Origin of the sequence: Actinomadura vinacea, assembly GCF_039532545.1 — a bacterium.
GTDB lineage: Bacteria > Actinomycetota > Actinomycetes > Streptosporangiales > Streptosporangiaceae > Spirillospora > Spirillospora vinacea.
In genome coordinates this window covers 1,005,931-1,023,927 of the sequence record NZ_BAAARW010000012.1, presented here as the reverse complement: position 1 = coordinate 1,023,927, position 17,997 = coordinate 1,005,931, and the positions used below count along the sequence as shown (strand labels likewise).

Below are 17,997 nucleotides of genomic sequence, written 5' to 3'. Positions count from 1 at the left end.
CCAGGCGGGGCGGGCACGTCCCTGCGCTCGCCTGGGGGCTCGCTCCGGGACGCCCCCACCCCGGCAGGGGGCATGCTCAGCCGAGGGTGAGGGGGAGTTTTGCGGAGAGGGGGCCCAGTTCGGCTTTCTCTGCGGCGGTCGGCGGGCGGCGGCCGGTGCTGATCAGGAGTGCGTCCTTGTCGGAGAACGAGGCGGGGAACGGGGTTCCGGCGATCTTCTCCAGTGTCGCGCGGGTCGCCGCGAGGGTCTCCGCGGGCGGCTCGGCTGCTGGCGGCAGATGTGCGATCAGGTCGAGGTGGTGCAAGGTCCATTCGAGCACGTACGCGGACAGGTAGTCGCCGACGGTCAGCACCTCGCCCTGTGTGCTGACGCGGGCGCCGGGATCGGCGAGTTCGGCGGCGCGGCCCGCGGCGGCGCCGACGTCGTCGAAGTGGAACTTGAGCCAGCGGGGCTCGCCGTAGGCGGCGGCCAGCCGGGGGATCAGTTCGTCGGGCGGGCCCTCGCCGGGTTCGGCGGGGGCCCAGTAGGTGACCGCGTCCATGGTCGGTTCGGTCTCGGCGGGCGTGACCAGGGTGATCAGGACGTCCTGGGCGCCGATGACCAGGTGGCACACCAGATCCCGCACGAGCCAGCCGGTACAGCCGGAGGGCTGCTCGAAGTCCTCGTCCGGGATTTCGGCGACCGCCGTCCGCAACGCCGTCCACGAGCGTGAGAAGAGATCCACCGCGGCACGCTAATGCCGGGCCGGAACGGGGGGCAAGCGGATTCAGCAGGCGCCTGGGCCTGGGGGGCGGGTGGTGAAGCGTCCTTCCCAGAACAGGGCGGCCGACCGGTCGGCTTCGTCGCAGCCGCATTCTCGCGCGTGCCGGGTGCGGGACGCGGTGCGGCGGGCCAGGGCCGAGGCGCGTACGGCCGCGCACCAGCAGTGGTGGGCCATCCCGGCGGGCGGGCCGGCCTCGGCGCAGTCGCACAGCGGGGACCCGCGCATCTCCAGTTCGTCGGCGATCGTCTCGCGCTCTCCCATGCCACCATCAAAGGCCAGGTGGCCGACATTCGCCACATTAGTCTTTTCGTTGAGTGACCTATCGGTCACCCTGGGAAGATGGTTGTGTTCGATCGGGTGCCGGACGGGTCCGCTTCTGTTGACCGCTGCGGTGGGGCCGCTCCGGCACCCGACGGCCTGAGCGTCAGTTCTGCTCCTGCTGGCGCATCCAGCGGATCTCGGCTTCGACGAACTCGTCGATGTCGCCGTCCAGGACGGCGGTGGGGTTGCCGACCTCCACGCCGGTGCGCAGGTCCTTCACGATCTGGTACGGGTGCAGCACGTAGTTGCGGATCTGGGTGCCCCAGCTGCTGGTGCCCTCGCCGCGCAGCTGCGACATCTTCTCCGCCTCCTCCTGCCGCTTGCGCTCCAGCAGCTTGGCCTGCAGGACGCCCATGGCGGTGGCGCGGTTCTGGAGCTGGCTGCGCTCGTTCTGGCAGGAGACCACGATCCCGGTGGGGATGTGGGTGATGCGGACGGCCGAGTCGGTGGTGTTGACGCCCTGGCCGCCGGGGCCGGACGAGCGGTACACGTCGACGCGCAGGTCGTTCTCGTCGATGTCGACGTGGTCGCTCTGCTCGACGACCGGGACGACGTCCAGCCCGGCGAAGGAGGTCTGGCGGCGGCTGGCGTTGTCGAACGGGGAGATGCGCACGAGCCGGTGGGTGCCGTGCTCGCCGCGCAGCGTGCCGTAGGCGTAGGGGGTCTTCACCACGAAGGTGGTGGACTTGATCCCGGCCTCTTCGGCGTAGGAGGTCTCGTAAACCTCGGTGGGGTAGCCGTGCCGTTCGGCCCAGCGCAGGTACATCCGCTGGAGCTGCTCGGCCCAGTCGGCGGCGTCGACCCCGCCGGCCTGGGCGTTGATGGTGACCAGGGCCTCGCGCTCGTCGTACTCGCCGGACATCAGCGTGCGGACCTCGAGCTGCTGGACGGCCTTGTGCAGGGCGGCCAGCTCCTCGTCGGCCTCCTTGCGGGTGTCCTCGTCGTCCATCTCGCCGGCCAGCTCGTAGAGGGTGGCCGCGTCGTCGAGGCGCTGCCGCAGGCCCTCGACCCGGTTGAGCTCGCTCTCCAGGTACGACAGCCGGCGCGTCACCGTCTGGGCGCGTTCCTGGTCGTTCCACAGGTCAGGGTCGGCGGACTGCTCGCGCAGCTCGGTGATGTCGCGCCGCATCCCGTCGAGGTCCAGCACCTGCTCGATGCCGGACAGGGTCGCGCCGAGCTCCTTGAGCCGTTCTTCGGGATCCATGCCTGCCACACCCCGAGCTTATCCTCGTCCCGGCAGTGCCCGAGCGACCGATACTCAGGTCCGCGCCCCGGCCAATACCCTGCGGATGGCAGAATCACGGGATCGATCACCATCGCGGGCACGTTGGCACGGCATGGGATCGGTTCGTCAAGTGCCGGGGGAGAGGTTGGGTTCGGGCGGCGTCATGAATACTGCGCGGAGAACCTCGCTGCTGGTCGTGGCCGTTTCGCTGGTGGCCGCGGCGGGCTGCGCAGGCGAGAGGCCCGAGGCCCGTCCCACGACCGTGGTGACCGCCACGGCCGAGGAGCCCGAGCCGCTCACCCTGGACGTCGCGCGCCGCGAATTCCGCACGTTCGTCACCAACGAGGACGTGGCCCGTGCCGCCGGCGACGAGCGGCTGGGGCTGACCTGGGTGTCGGACGGCGAGTCGGCGCTGACCGCCGCCGAGTACCGCAAGGCGGCCTTCGACGGCGACCCGGTCCGCCGGTACGAGTACGGCACCCCGGAACTCTTCGTGCCGAAGCTGAAGCCCGAGGTGTACCCGCAGTGGTTCGTGGCGTCGGTGCCGAGGAGCGTGCGGGGCGAGGAGAAGAGCACCCGCACCGCGATGATGGCGTTCGTCCTGCGCGCCCCCGGGGAGCGGTGGACGCTGAGCCTGGCGTCGCAGCTGGCGCCCAAGGCCAAGGAGCCCGAGATCGTCAAGGACGCCGAGGGGTACGCGACGGCGCTGACGACGTCCGACACCTCGGTGCTGATCCGTCCCCGCGAGGTGCCCGGGATCCAGGCCACCGTCGCGGCGGAGGGGCCCGACAGCGTCGCGGCCAGGGTGATGAAGGCGGGGCCCGTCACCACCGGCTACTACGACAAGGCCCGCAAGGCGAAGCGGCGGGCGAAGCCGAAGGGCCTGACGGTGGAGACCGTGATCACCGCCACGCCGTATCCGATCTTCCAGTTGCGCACGGAGAACGGCGGCGGGCTGGTGCTGTACTCGCTGTTCCGCAACAGCGTGACGGGGGTCCGGGACAAGGAGGACGCGTCGGCCAAGCCGCCGATCCCGCCGGAGATCGAACATCTGCTCGACGGGACGGTCGAGGGGAACGAGATCCATGTCTCAGAGACGCTGCAGTTCGCGGCCTACGACCCCGCCCGTCCCAAGGAGGAGGACGGCGAGGGCGAGGAGCCGCCCAAGGCGGATGTGATCGCCGACGCCGGCGGGATCTACAAGGCCAGCACGCCTCCCCCCAGGAAGACCCCCAGCTGAGCGGGCGCGTTCAGTACAGGCGCTGCAGGACGAGCGCGACGAAGAGCAGGGCGACGAGCCCGGCCAGCACCAGCGCCGGCGGGATGGACGGGCCGTGCCGGTGCATCTCGTCCCGGGCGTTCCGGCAGGTCGGGCAGCGGCCCTCGACCACCGGACCCGAGCACCGGGCACAGATCAGATGTTCGCAGCTCATATGGCCGTCTCTCTCGATCGGGAACTTCCTGTCACTGAGAACTTTAAGCGTGATTCCGCAGCAATCCGCATGACCGGGCTGTAAAGTCCAGGACCAGGCCGAGGCCCGGCCGGGTCGAGGCGGTCGTTCCCCCCTCTACACTGCACCGGGCCGCCCGGCTCGCCGCGGAGTCCGGTTACCGTTTTCGGGTCCGGAGCGCTTAGAGTCGGCCGCCTGCGGTCCGATGCCGCGGGCCCGCAGCCAGCTCCCGCCACTGGAGGTGACGTTTCAGCCGGAAGGGCGGCTGTATGATGCCGCCTCAGGCAGGTTGACGGACATCAGGTAAGGCGTCAACGTCCCGACGGACGCGAATCGACGGCCCGGCCGGATGGTCGGCCGGAGGAACGACGCCCGAGCCCCAGGGCCCGTCCGCGAGCCCCCCGGACCAAGCGGCCCGGGATTCACGAACCGCTACAAGAAAACTACCGTCCGCATCATCGGGACGACAAGAGATATCAGACGCGATTCCTCCCGTACGAGACCGCGCGGGTCCTTCGCAAGAATGGTGCTGAACCGCCGTGATGCAGCCATGATCCATTTCGACAACGTCACCAAGGTCTATCCGACCCAGAACCGGCCCGCCCTGCAGCATGTGAACGTCGCCATCGAGAAGGGCGAGTTCCTGTTCCTGGTCGGCCCGTCCGGTTCGGGGAAGTCGACCTTCCTCCGGCTGATCCTCAAGGAGGAGCGTCCTTCCCAGGGGCACGTCCACGTGGCGGGCAAGGACCTGAGCCGGCTGAGCAACTGGAAGGTGCCGCACCTGCGCCGCAGGATCGGGTGCGTGTTCCAGGACTTCCGGCTGCTGCCGAACAAGAACGTCTTCGAGAACGTCGCGTTCGCCCTCGAAGTGATCGGCAAGCCCCGGCGCTTCATCGGCAAGGTGGTGCCCGAGGTCATCGACCTGGTGGGCCTGGAGGGCAAGGCGCACCGGATGCCCGACGAGCTCTCGGGCGGTGAGCAGCAGCGGGTGGCCATCGCCCGCGCGTTCGTCAACCGCCCCATGATCCTGCTCGCCGACGAGCCCACCGGGAACATCGACCCGGCCACCTCGATCGGCATCATGAAGGTGTTGGACCGGATCAACCGGACCGGCACCACCGTGGTCATGGCCACCCACGACGCCGCGATCGTCGACGCCTTCCGCAAGCGCGTCGTCGAGCTGGAGGACGGCCGGGTCGTCCGTGACCAGTCCCGGGGCGTCTACGGGCAGGCCTACTGACCCTCCGAGACCCGGCACGCATCTGAACCCCAGCGGCCGCGGCGGGCGTATGACATCCGGACGCATGGCATAGCCTGCACCGGACCCACGCTCCCAGCGGGCACAGGCGATCAAGGACATCGAGGCATGCGCGTACAGTTCGTTCTCCAGGAGATCTGGATCGGTCTCCGCCGGAACCTGACGATGACGATCTCCCTCGTCATCACCGTCGCCATCGCCATGGCGCTCTTCGGCACCGGCCTCCTCATCAGGCAGCAGGTCAACTCCTCCAAGACCTACTGGTACGACAAGGTCGAGGTCTCGATCTTCCTGTGCGCCAAGACCAGTTCGAACCCGAATTGCCAGAAGGCCGACGCCACCGACCCGCAGAAGCAGGGTCTGAAGGCCGAGCTGGAGAAGCACCCGCAGGTGGCGGGCGTGGAGTACGAGAGCAAGCAGCAGGCGTACGCCCGGTTCAAGGACCGCTTCGCCAGCACACCCGGCTTCGTGCAGAGCGCGAAGGAGGGTGACATTCCCGACTCCTTCAGGATCCGGCTGAAGAATCCGGAGCAGTACAAGGACGTCGCGCAGACCATGCTGGGCCGTCCCGGCGTCGACCAGGTGATCAACGAGCAGGAGATCCTGAAGAAGTTCTTCCGGATCCTCAACGGCCTGCAATGGGCCGCGCTGTTCATCGCGCTGGTCCAGGTGGTCGCCTCGGTGCTGCTGGTGGGCAACACGGTGCGGCTGTCGGCGTTCAACCGGCGCCGCGAGACCGGGATCATGAGACTGGTCGGCGCGTCCAACACCTATATCCAGATGCCGTTCATCCTGGAGGGCGCGATCGCCGGGCTGATCGGCGGGATGTTCTCCTCGATCCTGCTGGTGCTCAGCAAGATGCTGCTGATCGACCGGCTGGCCGGCAATGTCGGGTTCGCCAGCCAGCTGGGCTGGGGAACGGTGGTGGCGGTCATCATCGTCTCGATCTGCTTCGGCGTGCTGCTGTGCGCCGTGGCCTCGTTCCTGACGCTGCGCCGGTATCTGAAGATTTAAGCTGACCGCATGTTCCGGTCGACCGGTCGAGTGCCGCGCGGCGCGGCCGTCGCCATCGTCGTGATCTGTGCTTACGCCGCCGGGACGGTGTCCGGCGGCGGTCCGGAGGCGGACCCCTCCGGCGCCCGCCGTTCGGCGCTGCTGGACGAGACGGCCTTGCGGGTCGGCGAGCGGGCGTCCGGGCCGGTCGGCAGCGGCGTCGTGGACGGCGCCGCGATCGAAGGACTCCTGCACCGCATGGGCGACCGCTGGGCGCGCTACTACTCGCCCAGCGAGTACGACGAGTTCAAAGGACGGCTCGAAGGCCGTTACAGCGGCGTCGGCCTGTGGCTGGGCACGCACGAGGAGGAGTCCCCCCAGGGCTCCGGCGGCAAGCCGGCCGCGGGACGGGTGCTGGTGGCCGGTGTACGGCCCGGGTCGGCCGCCGAACGCGCCGGTGTGCGCGGCGGAGACTCGATCGTCGCCGTGGACGGGCGGCGCGCCGAGGGCTGGGACGTCTCCCGGGTCTCGGGGGCCCTGCGCGGCCGCCCCGGCACCCGGGTGGAGCTGACCGTCCTGCGGAACGGCCGCGAGTACCGCTTCGCCCCCGTCCGGACGGCCGTGCGCGCCGACGACGTCATCGTCAGCCGGCCCGGCGCCGATACCCGCATGATCCGCGTTGAGGAGTTCACCCGAGGCGTGGGCGAGGAGATCCGCGCCGCCGTCGCCGGCGGGCGCGGCGCCGAGGGCATCCTGCTCGATCTGCGCGGCAACCCCGGCGGCCTGCTGGAGGAGGCGGTGGAGGCCGCCTCGGCGTTCTTGCCCGGCGGGCTGGTGGTGACCTACGAACGGCCGGGGCAGCCCGCCGAGCGGCTCACCGTGACCCGTCCCGGCGACCCGTCCAGCCCGGTGGTGGTGCTGGTGGACGGCGGCACGGCCAGCGCCGCGGAGGTGGTCGCCGGCTCCCTGCGTGATCGCGACCGCGCGGTGATCGTAGGATCGCGTACCTATGGGAAGGGCGCGGTGCAGGAACCGGTCGAACTGCCGGACGGCTCGGCGGTCGAGTTGACCGTCGGTCGCTACCGGACCCCCGGCGGCCGTAACCTCGACGGGGCGGGCATCGAGCCCGACGTGCCGGTCCCCGCCGACCGCCCGCCCAGAGCGGCCGAGCAGCGCGGCCAGTCGGTGCTGCGCGGCCTGCTCGCGACGCTGCCGGACAGGAACCGAGGCTGAACGAGGCTGATGACCAGTGCCACGTGAGACAGGGCGCAAGCTCGTCGCCCAGAACAAGCGGGCCCGCTACGACTACCACATCGACGAGACGTGGGAGGCGGGCATGGTGCTGATGGGCACGGAGGTGAAGGCGCTGCGCGCCGGGCGCGCCTCGCTCGCCGACGGTTACGCGCACGTGATGGACGGCGAGGTGTGGCTGGAGCACGTCCACATCCCCGAGTACACGCAGGGCACCTGGACCAACCACGCCCCCCGCCGGCGCCGCAAGCTGCTGTTGCACAAGAAGGAGATCCAGAAGATCATCGCCAAGTCGTCCGAGCCGGGCTGGACGCTGATCCCGCTCGCGCTGTACTTCAAGGACGGCAAGGCCAAGATCGAGATCGGCCTGGGTCGTGGTAAGAAGTCCTACGACAAGCGCCAGGCCATCGCCAAGCGCGAGGCCGACCGGGAGATGCGGCGCGCCGCCGCGGCCCGTTTCAGGGGACGGTGAAGGTGCCGATGAGCAAGCGAGCCCGCCTGGACCCGGCGCGCTCCCGGATCCGCCGGGTCGTGTCGATGGCCGCGATGACGGCCCTGGTCGGCAGCGGCGCCAGTGCCTGTTTCGCGGAGCCGTCCGCGCTGCCGGCCATGCGCGACTTCCTGATCGCCTGGCAGGTCGGCAACCACGAGGCCGCCGCCCGCAAGACCACCGGCGCCGACCGGGCCACCGTCCGCGCCGCGCTCGACCAGGTGCGCGGGCAGCTCGACGCCGCGTCGCTGAAGCTGGCGCTGGGCACGCCCCTCCAGGACGGCCAGGAGCGCGACGACCAGGAGAAGGCCATCGAGCGGACCAAAGACTCCGCCACGGCGCGCTTCTCGGTCAAGGTCGACCTGGGGGAGAACGGCGAGCCCTGGACCTACACCGGCCTCATGCACCTCAAGCGCATCAAGGGCAAGTGGAAGGTCGAGTGGAACCCCTCGATCATCAACCCCAACCTCAAGGCCGGGCAGCGCCTGGCCGTGGTGAGCGAGGTCCCGGCGCGCTCACCCATCCTGGACTCCGCCAACCGTCCGCTGGTGCGCAAGGTCAACGCCGACATTGTCGGCGTCTACCCCGGGCAGCTGCGCGACCCGAAGAAGACCGTCGACCAGCTCACCCGCGCCGCGCGGATGAACCGCGGCCCGCAGCTGGACGGCGAGCGCCTGCTGGGCCGGGTCAAGTCCGCGCCGCCGAACGTGTTCCTGCCGCTGCTGACGCTGCAGCGTCCCGAGAACAACGCGCTCATCCTGCGGCTCAGGAACGTCCAGGGGCCGCTGCACGCCCAGCCCGTCCAGGCGCCGATCGCGCCCGCGCTGGCCCCCGAGCTGGTCGGCGCGCTCGGCCCGGCCACCGCCGACGGCCTCCAGCAGGTCGGCGCCCCGTACCAGCCCGGTGACACCATCGGCGTCAGCGGCCTGCAACTGCAGTTGCAGCGCCGGCTCGCCGGGATCCCCACGGTGCGGGTGGTGGCGCAGAACCCCGACGGCTCGGGACGGCAGGAGCTGCGCGCGTGGCCCGGCCAGAACCCGCAGCCGGTCAAGACCACCCTCGACCGCAAGATCCAGCCCCGCGCCGACCTGGCCCTGAGCGGCCTCAAGATGCCCGCGTCGATGGTCGCGGTACGGCCCAGCACCGGTGAGGTCCTGGCGGTCGCCAACCATCTCACCGGCGGCCGCAACCAGGCCATGGAGGGCCGCTACTCGCCCGGCATGGCCTTCAGCGTCGTCTCCGCCGAGGCGCTGCTGAACTCGGGCCTGGCGCAGGACACCAAGACCGACTGTCCCGCCACCACCACCGTGGGCGGCCGTACGTTCGCCAACCCCAGCGGGGGCGCGCGTGGGCAGGACAAGTTCCAGATGCAGTTCGCCAACTCCTGCGCGACCACCCTGGCCGCCCAGAACGGCCGGCTGAACGGGAACACCCTGCTCGCCGAGGCCGCCAAGCTCGGACTCGGCAAGGACTGGGGGCTGTCGGTCCCCTACTTCTCCGGCTCCGTACCGCAGCCCGCCAACGACGCCGAGAAGGCCGCCACCATGCTCGGCCAGGGCAAGGTCCAAGTGAGCCCTCTGGCCATGGCGCTGGTCGCCGGTGCGGTCGAGTCCGGCACCTGGCGACCGCCCTACCTCCTCAACGACCCCCGCGACCCCCAGCAGGTGGCCGCCCAGCCGCTCAACCCGGTGGCGACGTCCGGCTGGAAGCAGCTGATGCGGCGCTCGGTCTTTCAGGGCACGGCCAAGGACGCCAACGTCGTCGCCTCCGGCGCCGTGGTCCGTGGCGTGACCGCCGTGGCCGACCAGAACGGCAAGCCGATCTCCTGGTTCGTCGGCTCCCGTGGCGACATGTCGTTCGCCATCGCCGTCGAGGGCAAGGTCAACGCGGCCAAGCTGGTCCCCATCTTCCTCACCGGCTCCCCCGCGGGGGCCCGCTGAACGGCTTTGTGGTCTCTTTACGGCCAGGCCGGAACCCTCGTTGGGGTCCTAGGCGTCTTTCTAGGTGACTGAGATACCGCTTGGGGGGTTGCGGACTCAGTCGCCGTGATGAGACCAGAGCCTCGTCTCGGGGGAGGCTCTGCCGTCCGGACCGGCCCGACCCTGCCGGTCGGCCCCGGTGAGCGAGCGGCCCAGCTCGCCGCTCACCGGGGCGTCACTGCGTCATGGCCCGGAATGCCGTTGGCATCCGTCCTGTTGTACCTGTAGCGTCTACCGTGGGTGCTTCGGCGTCCGCGTTGACAATTGAACATGGGGGTGACCGGCTTCGACTTCGGTAGGTCGAGCCAGGGGAAGCGGGTCGAGGGTTGCTGTCGTGACCTCGCAAATCCTGTGACAGCAAACCAATAACTGCCACTAAGAAGCAGTCCGAGTTCGCTCTCGCCGCCTGAGGCGAGTAGCGACTCTGCCAGCCCGGGAGCGTCTCCGTCCCGGGGTCTGGCATCATCAGGAGACTCCACCTCCTCACCCGGTCGCGGGGTGAGCAGGAACATCTAACAGCGACTGAGCCCGCCGGCGACAGGCCTGCATGAGCGCCGGGGCTGAGAAAGCGATCCGCAGGCTGCACCCGGAGAAGCCCTGACTCATCATCGAAGGACGCGGGTTCGATTCCCGCCACCTCCACTCGTGGGCGAGGTGTGGTCGCGGGCCCTGGCGGGCCCGCTTCCGGCGCCTCTTCCGGATATCTCCCAGGGGGGCGACCCCCTGGAACCCCCGTTGGGCCCTGCGCTCGGCGAGCTTCGCTCGCCTTCGCCAGGGCCCGCAGTGTTTTCGGGGGACGGCGAGGGCTCCGTCCTCACGCCGGTGTGCAAGGTGTCCCTTGGCGGGCCGCCGACCGCTTCGACCATCTGATCGAGGGGGCCGTTTTCGGCTAGGCCGTTCTGCTGTTCTGGTATCTCTGGTCGAATGTCGACAAACGTCCCGCAGAGCCCCACCGAATCCGAACTTCGCGCCGCCGCCGAGACGGGAGACCCGCAGGCCGGCGTGGAATATGCCAAGTACCTGACGGCCGGCTCGGCCAAGGACGTGGACGGGGCCATGCCGTGGCTCGAGCCCGCCGCACTCGCCGGGGACGCGTTCGCCGCCCGGACTCTCGCCATCATGACGCGCGACAGGGGCGAGTACGAACGGGCCGAGCACTGGTACCGGACCGCAGCAGACCACGACGGTGGCTGTGCTTTCGGCCTGGCGACACTGCTGGAGAAATGCGGCGACCTCGTCGGGGCCGCCGAGTGGTACGACAAGGGCGCCGCCCTGGGCAGTCTGGAGTGCAAGACCAATGGTGCGGTCCTGGTGGCCGGGCAGGGCCGGATGGACGAAGCCATCGCACGGCTGGAGGCGGCGCAGGCGGAGGGCGACCACGTCGCCGGGGACGCTCTGGACCGGATATACGGCTTCAGCGCCGAAATCGGAGAGTGCGAGGATCTCCTGGACCGGGCGGAACCGGCCGAGGACTGGGACGAGGTGATGGACGCCGTCTACCAGCTGCACGAACGGGCCGAGGACTTCCGGGCGTACCCCTCCCACCTCGACGATGCGCTGCCCCTGTTCGACAGGGGCGCCGAAGTGGCGGAGGACGACAGGCCCCTGGTCTGGAAGGCACTGCTCCTGGTCAAGCTCGACCGTTGGGACGCCGCGCAGAGCTCTCTGGAGAAGGCGGCGGAGCGTTTCCCAGAGTCGGGTTTCGCGTCGTATGTCCACGGCCTCATGCAGCGCGAGCACGGTGACCTGGACAAGGCCGAGAAGTGGCTGCGGCGATCCGCGGACCTCGGCCGGCCCGAGGCACAGTGGAACCTGGCCGTCCTCTGCCTGAACCAGCGGCGACTGGATGAGGCGCAGCGCTGGTACACGGCGTACGCGGAACAAGCGGATGAGGAGAACGACAAGGACTACGAGGCCGGGCTGGAACGCGTCGACGAGTATCGCCGTGAGCCCGACAACCTGCTTGACGAGGCGGATGAGGCGCGACTGCCGGAACTGCGCACCGCCGCGGAGACCGGCGACATCGCGGCGGCGGCCGAACTGGCGCGGTTGCTCCGGCGCAAGCGGGCGCTCCCGGAGGCCGTGAAGTGGTTCCGTGTGGCGGCCGAGGATGGGGACCCGAAGACGAAGCTGGAGCTGGGCGAGCTCCTGTACGACGACTGCGACGCCGACGCGGAGTATGTGGTCGAGTGGTTCCTGCCGGCGGCAGAGGCCGCCTACGAACGTGCCATCGCCGCCCCGGTCGCCGACTCCGCGGACGTGGACCTGATCGAACGGGTCGGGCACTTCTATCTGGCCGCCGAGGAAGAGTTCAAGGGCGAGAAGTGGCTTCGGCGCGCCGCCCGGCTCGGCCACGGCAAGGCCGCCTGGTGGGCCGGGAAACGTTCGGACGACTACGGCGACCGGCAGGAGGCCGAGCGCATGTGGGAGCTCGGGGCCCGGAACGGCTACGCCTGGTGCGGCTGGCTCGCCGGGCGGAGCATGGTCCTGCGCAAGGCGTACGCCGAAGCCGAGCCGCTGCTGCGAATCGCGTGGGACGGCCGCGAGAAGGAGGAGCCGCTGCACGAGGCGGCGTACTGGCTGGGCCGGTCTCTGCGCGGTCAGGAACGGCTGGACGAGGCCGCCGAATGGCTGCGCACGGCCGTCGAGGTGCATTCGTCGGTGCAGAAGGGCTACAGCGGTTTCATGCTCCACTCGCTCTTCGATCCGCGCTCGGACCTCGCCGATCTTCTCTCCGAACTGGAACTCGACGACGAGGCGACACCTCTGGTGGAGCACATTCTCGAGCGGCACCCCAAACACCAGATCGCGCACCGCGCCGCCGCACGGATCGCCGCACGGCGCGGTGATCTGGAGGCGGCCCGCGCCCACCTGAAACACGTCAACGACGACCTGGCCGACATCCCGGAGGGCGTCACCGCCAAGGATCTCCTACGAATCTTCGACGCCGTCCACCCCCGGTGACCGAATGACCCGCACTCGGCTCTGATCTTGAGACCGTCGGCCTCTCCTGAGCGGCATCACGGCGCCCCTGTGCGTGGGCCCTGGATCGAGCACACGCGGCACCGCGCGATGCAGATACGGCCCGCCCCGAATAAGGGGCGGGCCGTACTGCTGCCATGGCCGCGGCCTGTCCCGTCACGCGAGGGTGTCTACGGCCACCGGTGGAGCGTCAAATCTTGTAGACGCTCCCGGAGTAAATCCACCCCACGTGGGGGTAGTAGATGCGATACCACTTGTTGCCGGAGCTGTTGATACAGGCACCGCTGGTTTTCCCGCTTGATCATCGTTTACCGGCAAAGCAACGTCAAGCGCGGTTTGTTTGCACGGGTGCTGCGGGCCGACGGCTGCTTCTCGTCCACACGGTCAGGAGACCGGCCACCGCTCCGGCGAGAAGGCCGGCGGGCACCGCGGCGATTCCGTCGGCCGAGTAGGAGTCGCCGGACAGCGCAAGGGCGCCCGCCATCGGCTCGACCGTCGTGAAGGACACAACTAGGAGGACAAAGGGATAGCCGGCCACGATGGCAGCGAGGGCCAGGTACGAGCGTGCGGATCGCGGTCGGGCGGTGAGGGCCAGCACGGCGACGACAAGCGGACCGCCGAGCAGTATCGCGAAGACCACATCGGTGTTCCCCGCGGCGAGCGCCCCTGCCGTTCCCAGGACGGCGGCGAAACCCGCTGCCAGCGGGACGGCGGCGCGCGGAACGTGCGGCATCGCCGACACGGCGCAGGAGATGGCCGCGAGCACGAGGAGGACCTGGACAATGCCCAGGCCCGCCGTCATCCCCGCCGGTATGAACCGGCCGGCTTCGCTTTGGGCATTGGTCAGCAGCAGGGGCGCACAGCAGGCGGCGACGATTCCATACCCGACCAGATGCCGCTGCGGATCTTCGGCCTTCGCGTCCGGGCGCCGCGTGGCCACCGCGGCGGCGACCGCGGACGCCACCCCGAGCGCCCCGGCCGCGGCCGACCACCCGGTCGCCCTCATCGAGGTGAACACGCCATCGGCGACCAGCAACACCAGCCCGCCCGCGACGAGGGCGGCATGCTTCCGCCAACCGGAGCCGCGGACGGTCAGTGCCAGGCCGCAGACGACCACGATGATCGCGGCCCAGCGGAGGTCGTGCACCCACAGACTCAACCAGCGGTCGCCGGGAATCCCCTCGTCATCCACTGCCGACGAGGCCTTCTCGCCCGCCCGTGCGGCATGGTCCAGGAAGGCCAGTGCCAGCGCCCACGACACCGCACCGGCGGCGGTCAGCGCGAGGCCGACCGCCGGACGAAGACGTCGTGCCGTCACGGCTTGCTCAGGCTTTCGGGCAGCCGGACCGAGATGAACTCGTTGTCGTCGGCGCGGTTCGCCACCCGGGTCGCGTCGGACGGGAAGTTGTTGTCGTTCAGCACGCCGATGGTCCGGTCGTTGAGGACGGTGACGGCCTCGATGGTGAAGAACGGGAACTTGAAGGTCTTGCCCGGGGTGCCGAGTTCGTCCGGGTTCGCGATGTTCAGCAGGTCGACGGCCTCGGTCTTGTCGACCCGGCCGTCCTGGTTCCCGTCGGCGAGGTCGACCTTGTAGACCTTCTTGAAGGCCGCCGCGTCACCCTTGAGGTTGTCGCGCTCGATGGTCAGGAAACGGTTCCGGCCGATCGAGACCAGGTCGGCCACGGCCAGTTTGGGCGCCTCCATCTGGTACGTCCAGCGCTGCCCGGTGAAGGCGGCACGAGCCCGATCGAACTCGTAGATGCGCAGACTCTGCGGGGCGTCGCCCGTGACGGTTCCCTCGAACATCGGATACAGCGTCTTGCCGTCCGGGGAGATCGCCAGGTTCTCCAGGCCCTTGCTGTCGCCGATGTTGGGCTCTTCGCCGGGTTGTAGATCCGGACTGCTCGGGGACTTGACCCCGGGAATCGGGATGGGCTTCTCCATCAGCCGCCCGGCACGATCGAAGTGCAGGAGGTAGGGACCGAACTCCTCGCCGACCCAGTACGTGCCGTCCGGCGCGCGCACGAACGCTTCCGGATCGAAGTCGGCTCCGGTGAGCTTCCGGTCGGCCCGGGTGAGCGGGAAGTGCACGAGGCCCTTCGGGTCGGTGAGGGAGATGCCTCCGCCCACCCGCACCGTGCCGCCCTTGAAGTCCGGCTTGATCCGGTGGATGCGCAGCAGGAAGTCGGCGCTGTTGTTCTTTCTCCCGTACCCGTTGTCCGAGATCGCGGCGAACGAGCCGTCGGCGTTCTTGACGATGCCGCTGAAGCCCTGGATCGGCTGGTCGGCGAAGGGCACCTTGACGCCGTTGATCGGTTCGGTGCCCAACGCGGACCCCGAAACCTCGGTCCCGGCGGCGTAGGTCTCGGCGGGCAGCCGCGCCCAGCCCACCAACGTCGGGCGTTCCGCCTCGGCGCGCTCGCCCGAACCGGTCAGCCCCGCCACGGACGACGTACCGACACCGGTACCGATCAGGGCCGCGACGGCGCAGGATGCGATCGCTCCGGCCAGGACAGTTTTACGCACAAACCCCTCCTTGTCGTCCGAAACCCATGATCATAACCATCTGTCCGACGGCCCCGCAGATGATCACAGATTTGACTACGGACGGCACGGTCATGTCCGTTTCATGTTTGGATTGCCACCCGAGGATCACGAATCGCCGAAAAGGTCCAGATCGGACTCTTTATCCGATTCCACTGTTCGCTATATGTAGTCAAATGGATGCGCATAGTGTCGCCCCATGCCGACGCAGGAACATGACATCCCGGCCGAGCTGTTCCGGTGGTGTCCACGGATCGCCGCCGACCTCCTGGTGGAGATGGGCATGGAACTCCCCGATGTCCGAGACGCCCAGGAGGTCTCGGAATCATGCACCGACCACAAAACCAGCGAGTACACGGCGGACGCGGCCGTCCTGCTGGAGACCAAGGACGGCCCCTGGGGCGTGGTGGTGGAGGTGCAGTGCAACACCAGGCTCGACAGGAAACGGTTCACCTGGCCTCTCTACGTCGCCACGCTCCGCGCACGCCATGAATGCCCGGCGACGCTGCTGGTGATCGCCCCTGATGCGAAGATCGCCGGGGCCTGCGCGACGACCATCCAGACCGGTCACCCGGGCCACGAGCTCACCCCGCTCGTGCTGCGGCCTGAGCACGTACGGGTGATGACCGACCCGAAGGACATCGTCGCCGACCCGGCGATGGGCGTCCTGTCGGCCATGTTCCACGGCGAGGCCGATGGCGTGGTGCCCGCGGCTTTCGAAGCCATCATCACCATCGCGGAGAAGGACGACGAGAACGCTCGCCGTTACCATGACTTCGTGAGCGCACTGCTCCCGGAGGCAGCGAGGAAGGCGCTTGAGACCATGATGAAGACCCAGACCCGCTACTACAGCGAGGCATTCAGGACCATCCACGCCGAGGGAGAGGCCAAGGGAGAGGCCAAGGGGGAGGCCAAGGGCGAGGCCAAGCTCGTCCTGGAGATCCTGGACCAGCGCGGGATCGAGTTGACGGAGGAGCAGCGGCAGCGCATCCGTGGCTGCACCGACCCGGAGGAGGCGGATGCGTGGGGGAAGCGCGTGCTCACCGCGTCGTCGGCCGACGAACTGTTCGGATGAGGACCCAGACCCGCTACTTCAGCGAGCCGTTTAGGAGGGCCTATGCCGAGGGCTATGCCGAGGGCTATGCCAAGGGCATTCTGTGGATTCTGGACCAGCGAAGGGTCGGGCTGACGGAGGAGCAGCGGCGGCGCATCCGTGGCTGCACCGACCCGGAGGAGGCGGATGCGTGGGGGAAGCGTGTGCTCGACGTGTCGTCGGCCGATGAGCTGTTTGCGGGCTGAAATCGGGTTGCGGGGTTGGTGAGGTGTCGGGTAGCACGGCGTCATGGCCACCCCGCTGTTGAACAGGTTCTGCTGGATGGACCTCAAGACCCGTGATGTTCCCGGTACCGCGGCCTTCTTCTCCGCGGAGCTGGGCTGGCGGTTCGCGGTGGACGAGGACGACTGGCGCCGGGCGACCAAGATTTCCTCTGCCGGTCACCAGATCGGCGGCGTGAGCGATCTGGCGAACGGGATCTATCCGCCTGGTACTCCGGCGCACATCGCCTACTACATCGCGGTCGATGACGTCGATCGTCGCGTCAAGGCGGCTACGGCGAACGGTGCGGAGCTTGTGGTCGGGCCTTTCGACGTCGGTGACCAGGGCCGCATGGCGACGCTTGTCGATCCGGTCGGCGCGGCCTTCTCCCTATGGCAGGCACGCGAGTTCAAGGGATGGGGCTTGCCGCCTGACTCGGTGCGCATGGTTCTCGCCTGCGATGAACCCCGCCGAGCTGAGCTCTTCTATCGCGAGATGCTGGGTGCTTCTCTTGAGGGCGCCGACTTCGTCACGGCACGCGAGGTTCCCCAATGGGAGCTCTCCGTGGAGGGTGCTCGTGGGCTGCGGGTGAAGAGTCCGGAAGGGCTGACCATTCGCGTTCACTCTCTAGGGGAGGCGTAGGGCGGCGAAGACCGGTTGGTGGTCGCTGCCGGGGAGTGAGTGGACGCTGAAATCCTCCACTGCGATCCGGCGGTCGGCGAGTACGCGGTCGAGTGCCACTTTGGGGACGCCCCAATAGCGTTGCGGCCAGGTCGGCACCAGCGCCATTCCTCGGACGTCGGCCGCGTCACGGTAGCCGCTGTCCAGCAGTTCACGCACTGGACGGTGGTCGAGGGTGGCGTTGAAATCGCCCGCGAGCACGCGAAGGCCGCCGCCCGCTCTCGGCAAGGCTTTCAGCCCGTCCTTCCAGCAGGGCGTATCGCGCACGTCGCTCGGCGAGCAGGGGTGGACGGACACGATCTCCAGGCGTCGGCCGATCATGGCGCGGGCCTGCCGGAATCCGCCGATTTCGATCATTGGCGATTCGGTGAGCGGAAAGCGGGCGTAGATCCCGGAGCCCGGCGTGTCGAGGGACGACCGGTCGACGGCGTACGGCATGAGCGTGCGCAGCCCGGCCCTGTCCAAGCGTTCGGCTGACCGCGGGGTGAGTTCCTGCACCGTGAGCACGTCGGGGCGGACGGCGCGCACGAGTTCCACGACCGACGCGGCGTCGCCCTCGCCCATCGACAGGTTGGTGCTGAGGACCCTCAGCCGCTCTCCGCGCGCAGGGGGATTGCCGTCGGGGACGGTCCTGGGAAGGAGGACCGTGGTGAACGCGGCGGTCGTGACGAGGGCCGTCAACGCCACTGTCCGTTGGCGCAGTGCGAGCGCGAGGAGCAGGGGAATGGCCGAGGCCGCAGCCAC

At 69.2% G+C, this 17,997-nt stretch carries 17 protein-coding genes and 1 other RNA gene; 11 read left to right on the top strand and 7 right to left on the bottom strand.

The features are described from left to right. Window positions 1-76 precede the first annotated feature (76 nt). From ABD340_RS20020 to prfB, 3 genes are all read right to left on the bottom strand, one after another. Complete coding sequence (locus tag ABD340_RS20020) at window positions 77-724, bottom strand: maleylpyruvate isomerase N-terminal domain-containing protein (protein ID WP_344590579.1); 648 nt, start codon at window positions 722-724, stop codon at window positions 77-79. Between the two features lie 42 nt (window positions 725-766). Further along, entirely contained in the window at window positions 767-1,024 is a 258-nt protein-coding gene (locus ABD340_RS20015; RefSeq protein ID WP_344590577.1) for a hypothetical protein, read from the bottom strand. 163 nt (window positions 1,025-1,187) lie between these two features. Next, window positions 1,188-2,297 (bottom strand): peptide chain release factor 2, encoded by a 1,110-nt coding sequence (prfB, locus tag ABD340_RS20010; RefSeq protein WP_344590575.1) that lies wholly within the window; start codon window positions 2,295-2,297, stop codon window positions 1,188-1,190. 175 nt (window positions 2,298-2,472) lie between these two features. Between prfB and ABD340_RS20005 the strand changes: the two genes are divergently transcribed. Further along, on the top strand, window positions 2,473-3,549 hold the full coding sequence (locus ABD340_RS20005; RefSeq protein WP_344590574.1) for a DUF8094 domain-containing protein: 1,077 nt from the start codon (window positions 2,473-2,475) through the stop codon (window positions 3,547-3,549). Window positions 3,550-3,559: 10 nt separating this feature from the next. On the opposite strand, the gene ABD340_RS20000 is transcribed toward ABD340_RS20005, so the two are convergent. Then, on the bottom strand, window positions 3,560-3,742 hold the full coding sequence (locus ABD340_RS20000) for a hypothetical protein (protein ID WP_344590573.1): 183 nt from the start codon (window positions 3,740-3,742) through the stop codon (window positions 3,560-3,562). A gap of 568 nt (window positions 3,743-4,310) precedes the next feature. Here ABD340_RS20000 and ftsE point away from each other — a divergent pair. The 7 genes from ftsE to ABD340_RS19965 all read left to right on the top strand — a co-directional run bounded on the left by ftsE (window position 4,311) and on the right by ABD340_RS19965 (window position 12,695). Further along, complete coding sequence (ftsE, locus tag ABD340_RS19995) at window positions 4,311-5,000, top strand: cell division ATP-binding protein FtsE (RefSeq protein WP_132150579.1); 690 nt, start codon at window positions 4,311-4,313, stop codon at window positions 4,998-5,000. Between the two features lie 126 nt (window positions 5,001-5,126). Continuing rightward, window positions 5,127-6,032 (top strand): permease-like cell division protein FtsX, encoded by a 906-nt coding sequence (gene ftsX / locus ABD340_RS19990; RefSeq protein ID WP_344590571.1) that lies wholly within the window; start codon window positions 5,127-5,129, stop codon window positions 6,030-6,032. Window positions 6,033-6,041: 9 nt separating this feature from the next. Further along, window positions 6,042-7,244, top strand: a complete 1,203-nt coding sequence (locus ABD340_RS19985; protein ID WP_344590570.1) for a S41 family peptidase — start codon at window positions 6,042-6,044, stop codon at window positions 7,242-7,244. A gap of 16 nt (window positions 7,245-7,260) precedes the next feature. Further along, on the top strand, window positions 7,261-7,734 hold the full coding sequence (gene smpB, locus ABD340_RS19980; RefSeq protein WP_344590568.1) for an SsrA-binding protein SmpB: 474 nt from the start codon (window positions 7,261-7,263) through the stop codon (window positions 7,732-7,734). An 8-nt stretch (window positions 7,735-7,742) separates the two neighbouring features. Then, entirely contained in the window at window positions 7,743-9,692 is a 1,950-nt protein-coding gene (locus ABD340_RS19975) for a penicillin-binding transpeptidase domain-containing protein (RefSeq protein ID WP_344590566.1), read from the top strand. Between the two features lie 311 nt (window positions 9,693-10,003). Then, window positions 10,004-10,376, top strand: a transfer-messenger RNA (tmRNA) gene (gene ssrA / locus ABD340_RS19970). A gap of 279 nt (window positions 10,377-10,655) precedes the next feature. Then, the gene (locus tag ABD340_RS19965; RefSeq protein WP_344590565.1) at window positions 10,656-12,695 is read left to right on the top strand and encodes a tetratricopeptide repeat protein; all 2,040 of its coding nucleotides are present in this window, start codon (window positions 10,656-10,658) and stop codon (window positions 12,693-12,695) included. A gap of 343 nt (window positions 12,696-13,038) precedes the next feature. Here ABD340_RS19965 and ABD340_RS19960 read toward each other — a convergent pair whose 3' ends face one another. Together ABD340_RS19960 and ABD340_RS19955 are read right to left on the bottom strand one after the other, a co-directional pair. Continuing rightward, complete coding sequence (locus tag ABD340_RS19960) at window positions 13,039-14,031, bottom strand: hypothetical protein (RefSeq protein ID WP_344590563.1); 993 nt, start codon at window positions 14,029-14,031, stop codon at window positions 13,039-13,041. After that, a complete protein-coding gene (locus ABD340_RS19955; RefSeq protein ID WP_344590562.1) occupies window positions 14,028-15,239 on the bottom strand; it encodes an esterase-like activity of phytase family protein in 1,212 nt (403 codons plus the stop codon). Before ABD340_RS19955 ends, ABD340_RS19960 begins: the two co-directional genes overlap by 4 nt. A 217-nt stretch (window positions 15,240-15,456) precedes the next feature. Between ABD340_RS19955 and ABD340_RS19950 the strand changes: the two genes are divergently transcribed. From ABD340_RS19950 to ABD340_RS19940, 3 genes are read left to right on the top strand one after another with little or no spacing between them, the layout of a single operon-like run. Further along, the gene (locus ABD340_RS19950; protein WP_344590561.1) at window positions 15,457-16,332 is read left to right on the top strand and encodes a hypothetical protein; all 876 of its coding nucleotides are present in this window, start codon (window positions 15,457-15,459) and stop codon (window positions 16,330-16,332) included. After that, the gene (locus ABD340_RS19945) at window positions 16,329-16,556 is read left to right on the top strand and encodes a hypothetical protein (protein ID WP_344590559.1); all 228 of its coding nucleotides are present in this window, start codon (window positions 16,329-16,331) and stop codon (window positions 16,554-16,556) included. Before ABD340_RS19950 ends, ABD340_RS19945 begins: the two co-directional genes overlap by 4 nt. Window positions 16,557-16,599: 43 nt before the next feature. Then, entirely contained in the window at window positions 16,600-17,214 is a 615-nt protein-coding gene (locus tag ABD340_RS19940) for a VOC family protein (RefSeq protein WP_344590557.1), read from the top strand. Here ABD340_RS19940 and ABD340_RS19935 read toward each other — a convergent pair. Beyond that, the gene (locus ABD340_RS19935) at window positions 17,200-17,934 is read right to left on the bottom strand and encodes an endonuclease/exonuclease/phosphatase family protein (protein ID WP_344590555.1); all 735 of its coding nucleotides are present in this window, start codon (window positions 17,932-17,934) and stop codon (window positions 17,200-17,202) included. The genes ABD340_RS19940 and ABD340_RS19935 overlap by 15 nt on opposite strands. Window positions 17,935-17,997 lie beyond the last annotated feature (63 nt).